Source organism: Rhodococcus sp. NPDC057014, from assembly GCF_042673295.1.
GTDB lineage: Bacteria > Actinomycetota > Actinomycetes > Mycobacteriales > Mycobacteriaceae > Rhodococcus_F.
Window position 1 is genome coordinate 1 of record NZ_JBHUSF010000463.1, and the last position, 5,048, is coordinate 5,048.

Sequence of the window (5,048 nt, forward strand, 5' to 3'; positions counted from 1 at the left end):
CTCTTCCGGGCGCTGTACGCCACCCCCGACGCGCCCGAAGACGACTGACGGGGTCGCCGGCAACCGGCCGCGCCGCAATCAGCTGTGCGGCGCGTCGGCTCCGGAGTTGACGGCCTCGAGTGCGTCGACGGCGCCGTCGAGGTTCTCGACCTTCACCAGCCGGAGCCCGTCGGGTGCGCCCTGGCGGGCCTCGTCGCAGTTCTTCGCCGGCACGAGGAACGTCTCGGCGCCCGCCTCGGACGCGGCGATCAACTTGTACTTGATCCCGCCGATGGGGCCGACGTCGCCGTCGGAGTCGATCGTGCCGGTGCCTGCGACGAACTTGCCACCGTTGAGTTCGCCCGGGCTGAGTTTGTCGATCACCGCGAGCGTGAACATGAGTCCCGCCGAGGGGCCGCCCACGTCGGCGAGGTTGAAGTCGATCGTGAACGGGACGTCCGGGACCTCCTCCGGTGTGATCCCCAGGTAGCCCTTGGCCTCGTCGTCCGGGCGGGCACCGAGCACCACTCGCACCGTGGTCTCGGCGCCGTCACGCCGGATCACGATCGGCACCTCGGTGTTCGGGGGTACGTCGGCCACCGCCTCCTGCACGCCGCCGACCGTCGACACCGGCTTTCCGTCGACACTGACCAGCACGTCGCCTTCGCGCAGCAGCCCCTGGGAGGGGCCGTCCTCACCGACCTTGGCGATCCGCAGGTCCACCGGCTCGTCCAGGAAGTGCAGCGCCGCGAGTTCGGCGCTGTCCTCCGACTGCTGGAAGTCGGCGTCGTTCTCCTGCTTGACCTCGTCCTTCGACTTGTCCGGCGGGTAGACCTCCTCGCGGGGCACGATGCCCTGGCGTCCGCTGGCCCACAGTCCGAACGCTTCGAACACGTTGAGGTCGTCGCGCACGGCGACCGTCGTCATGTTGAGGTGGCCGGTGGTCTCGTCCACGTCCGTTCCCTCGATGGCGACGACCTGTTCACCACCGACTTCGCCGAGGGTGTTGAACGTGGGTCCCGGCCCGAGCGCCACGTACGGCACCTTGATCACCGTTCCGAGAATGCCGAGTACCACGATCGGGGCCAGCGCAGCCAGAAGCGTCACGATCCGTCGATTCACCTGGACCAGCGTAGAGCGCGAACCGGCGGGCACCGCTGTCGGCCGTCCGCGTGTTCGCCGTCAGCGTGACGCGGTCGGCAGCCACCGGACCATGCGCCTTGTACCGTTGAGTCATGAGCAATCCGCCCTTCGGCTTCTCCAAACCCGACGACGATCCCGATCGTGACAAGAACACGGGGGATCAGAACGGGCCCGACCGCGACAAGAACGCGGGCGGTTCCGGCGACTTCGGTTTCGGGGCGGGTGGTTTCCCCGCCGGGGGCTTCGACCCGGCCGCCCTCGGCCAGATGCTCACCCAGTTCGGTCAGATGCTGAGCGGGATGGGCACGTCGATGGGGTCCGGGGAGCAGACCGGCCCGGTCAACTACGAGATCGCGAAGAAGCTCGCCCGCCAGCAGATGGGATCGGTCGCTCCGATCACACAGGGCAACTCCGAGGCGATCGCCGACGCCTCACGGCTCGCCGAACTGTGGCTCGACGCCGCGACGACGCTGCCTGCGGGCGCGTCGAAGACCGTCGCGTGGACGCCCAACGACTGGCTCGACAACACCCTCGACACGTGGAAGCGGCTGTGCGATCCGGTGGCCGAGAAGGTCTCGGGCATGTGGGTGCAGGGCCTGCCCGAAGAGGCACAGCAGATGGCAGGTCCCATGCTCGGCATGATGAGCCAGATGGGTGGCCTCGCGTTCGGCTCCCAGCTCGGCCAGGCGCTGGGCCAGCTGTCGAAGGAGGTGCTCACCTCCACCGACATCGGTCTCCCCCTCGGTCCGGCCGGCACGGGCGCACTGCTTCCCGCCGCGGTCGAGCGGTTCAGCAAGGGGCTCGAACAGCCCGACCGGGAAATCCTCGTCTTCCTCGCCGCACGTGAGGCCGCCTACCAGCGCCTGTACAGCCACGTCCCGTGGCTGCGTCAGCGGCTCCTCGCCACCGTCGAGGAGTACGCCCGCGGCATCACCATGGACTTCTCCGCCATCGAGGACATGGCGAAGGGGCTCGATCCGTCCGCGCTGACCGATCCGTCGCAGCTCGAGAACATCCTGCAGCAGGGTGCGTTCGAACCGCAGACCACACCCGAGCAGAAGCAGGCCCTCGAGCGACTCGAGACGCTGCTCGCCCTCATCGAGGGCTGGGTCGAGGTCGTCGTCGCGTCGGCGCTGAACGACCGCCTCCCCGGCGTCGCGGCCCTCAGCGAGACGCTCCGCCGCAGGCGCGCGACCGGCGGACCCGCCGAGCAGACGTTCGCGACGCTCGTCGGACTCGAACTGCGTCCGCGCAAGGTCCGGGAAGCCGCGCAGCTGTGGACCCGCCTGACGTCCGAGTCGACCGTCGACGCCCGTGACGGCGTGTGGGCCCACCCCGACCTGCTCCCCGACTCGTCCGACCTCGACAGTCCGGACGCGTTCGTCGAGCGGGTGCTCGGCGGCGGCGACGGCGGCGACTTCGACAATCCGATGGCGCAGCTGGAGGCGACGGAGGCCCGCGAGCGGGCCGAGGAGGCCGAACGCGGCAAGTCCGGCAAGGACGACGAACCGGAGTCGTGACCCCCTGATCGCACCACTTTGTCGGTAGCGGGAAGTCCGCAGGTCGGAGCACGTTTCGACCTGTGGACAACTCGTCTTTTCCGGGCCGGCGACCGGTCGTGGCCTGGAATCCTCGGTGTGTGACCATCTCGCACCCGCACCCCGTCGGTGTCACTCTCGATCCCCGGATCGCCGTGCTCGTCCGCCCCGACGGGCGGGTGCAGTTCGGCTGGGATCCCGAGCGCGCACTCGTCCTCTCCCCGCCGCCCGGAATCCGGACCGAGCAACTCCTCGCCGTCGTCCGACTGCTCGACGGCAAGAACACGCGGCCGCACATCCTGTGGACGGCCGTCGGGTACGGCCTGGCCCCGACGGATGTGTCGAAGCTGCTCGGCGATCTGGATCGCGCCGGTCTGATCGACGTCGCAGGAACGTCGCCTGACGCGGACACGATCACCATCCGCGTGCACGGGCGCGGACCGCTGTCGGATGCGGTGTCCGCCGGGCTCACCGACGGCGGCGTCCGGGTCTCCCGCTCGTTCCGCTACTCCGCCGACGGCGACGTCCGGCGGTGGAACGCCCTGTGTGTCGTGCTCGCGGACGACCTGGTGGCGGACCCTCGTCTCGCTGCGGACCTGGTCCAGAACGGGATACCGCATCTGCAGGTCCGGCTGCGGGACGGCCGCGGTGTGGTCGGTCCGCTCGTCCTGCCGGGCCACACGAGTTGTCTGCGCTGCGCCGATCTCCTCCGCTCCGCGTACGACGAGGACTGGCCGCACCTGTCCGCTCAGCTCCTCGGCACGGTCGGGCACGCGAGTCCGGCCGTGATCATGGCCACGGCCGCGGTCGCGCTCGGTCAGCTCGAGGCCGTGCTGTCCGCCCCGCGCGGCGCTCCGCCCAGCAGTCTCGACGCCACGCTCGAGATCGATCTGGGGGCGCACCGGCTGGTGACGCGGCACTGGCCGAGGCAGGCGAGTTGCAGCTGCACGTATCTGGCGCCCGCCGTGGGCGAATCGAACCGGCATCGGTGATGATGCATGATGGTGGGGTGCCCGACATCCCCCGCAGGAGTTCTGCCCGCACCGCGAAACTCGCGAGCATCCCGTTGGGGATCGCGGGACGTGCCGCGATGGGGTTCGGCCGGAAACTCACCGGGGGCGACAGGGACGAGATCGACGCCCAGCTGAGCGCGAAGGCCGCCGAGCAGTTGTTCGCCGTACTCGGCGAACTCAAGGGCGGCGCCATGAAACTGGGCCAGGCGCTCAGTGTCATGGAGGCGGCGATCCCCGAGGAGTTCGCGGAACCGTACCGTGAATCGCTGAACAAGCTGCAGGCGCAGGCACCTCCGCTGCCCGCGAAGGCCGTCCACCGGATGCTCGACCAGCAGTTGGGCACCAAGTGGCGGGAGCGGTTCCAGTCGTTCGACGACACCCCGACCGCCTCGGCCAGCATCGGCCAGGTTCATCGCGCCGTGTGGGCCGACGGCCGCGACGTGGCCGTCAAGGTCCAGTACCCCGGCGCAGACGAAGCGCTGCGCGCCGACCTGAAGACACTGGGACGGTTCGCGGGTCTGTTCGCCTCGGTCATGCCGGGGGTCGACGTGCGGCCGGTCATCGACGAATTCACCGCCCGCACCGAGGAAGAACTCGACTACCGGATCGAGGCGAACAATCAGCGCCGCTTCGCGAAGGTGTATGACGGCGACCCGCAGTTCGCGATTCCGCACGTCGTCGCCAGCGCACCCAAGGTGGTGGTCACCGAATGGATGTCGGCGAAACCGCTGTCGGCCATCATCGCCGACGGCACCGCAGAGGAACGCAACACCGCCGGCGCACTGCTCGCGGAGTTCCACTTCGCGTCCCCCGCTCGCGTCGGCCTGCTCCACTGCGACCCGCATCCGGGTAACTTCATGCTGCACCGCGACGGCCGCCTCGGGGTCATCGATTTCGGTGCCGCGGCACCGTTTCCGCACGGACTCCCACCGGTGCTCGGGGCGATGGTCCGGCTGGCGCTCCACGAACAATTCGACGAACTGACGGAGTTGCTGCACGCCAACGGATTCGTCCTGCCGGGCAGGACGGTGACCGACAAGGAGATCGCCGACTACCTGCGTCCCGTCACCGATCCGATTCGTACCGAATCGTTCCACTTCACCCGCGCCTGGCTGCAGAAGGCGGCGGGTTCCGCGACCGACTTCAACAGCGCGCAGTTCCGCACCGCCCGGGCACTGAATCTGCCCGCCGAGTATCTGATGATTTTCCGGGTTCTCGTCGGCTCGGTGGGGATCTGCGCCCAACTGGACGCGTACGCGCCGTACATGGCGATCCTCACGCGGTGGCTCCCCGGGTTCGTGGCCCCCGACCTGTGAGTACTTGTCAACCGCGGGCGGTTGACAAGTACTCACAGGTGCTACGCACACACCAGAGC

4 protein-coding genes are annotated in these 5,048 nt (G+C 69.1%); 3 read left to right on the top strand and 1 reads right to left on the bottom strand.

The window, feature by feature from the left end; genetic code table 11:
- Positions 1-78: 78 nt before the first annotated feature.
- On the bottom strand, positions 79-1,101 hold the full coding sequence (locus tag ACFTZB_RS42795; RefSeq protein WP_378441588.1) for a PDZ domain-containing protein: 1,023 nt from the start codon (positions 1,099-1,101) through the stop codon (positions 79-81).
- A 113-nt stretch (positions 1,102-1,214) separates the two neighbouring features.
- Between ACFTZB_RS42795 and ACFTZB_RS42800 the strand changes: the two genes are divergently transcribed.
- The 3 genes from ACFTZB_RS42800 to ACFTZB_RS42810 all read left to right on the top strand — a co-directional run bounded on the left by ACFTZB_RS42800 (position 1,215) and on the right by ACFTZB_RS42810 (position 4,989).
- Positions 1,215-2,642 (top strand): zinc-dependent metalloprotease, encoded by a 1,428-nt coding sequence (locus ACFTZB_RS42800; RefSeq protein WP_378441590.1) that lies wholly within the window; start codon positions 1,215-1,217, stop codon positions 2,640-2,642.
- A gap of 119 nt (positions 2,643-2,761) precedes the next feature.
- The gene (locus ACFTZB_RS42805; protein WP_378441592.1) at positions 2,762-3,652 is read left to right on the top strand and encodes a hypothetical protein; all 891 of its coding nucleotides are present in this window, start codon (positions 2,762-2,764) and stop codon (positions 3,650-3,652) included.
- Entirely contained in the window at positions 3,652-4,989 is a 1,338-nt protein-coding gene (locus ACFTZB_RS42810) for an ABC1 kinase family protein (RefSeq protein WP_378441595.1), read from the top strand. The genes ACFTZB_RS42805 and ACFTZB_RS42810 overlap by 1 nt, the downstream gene beginning before the upstream one ends.
- The last annotated feature ends 59 nt before the right edge of the window (positions 4,990-5,048 follow it).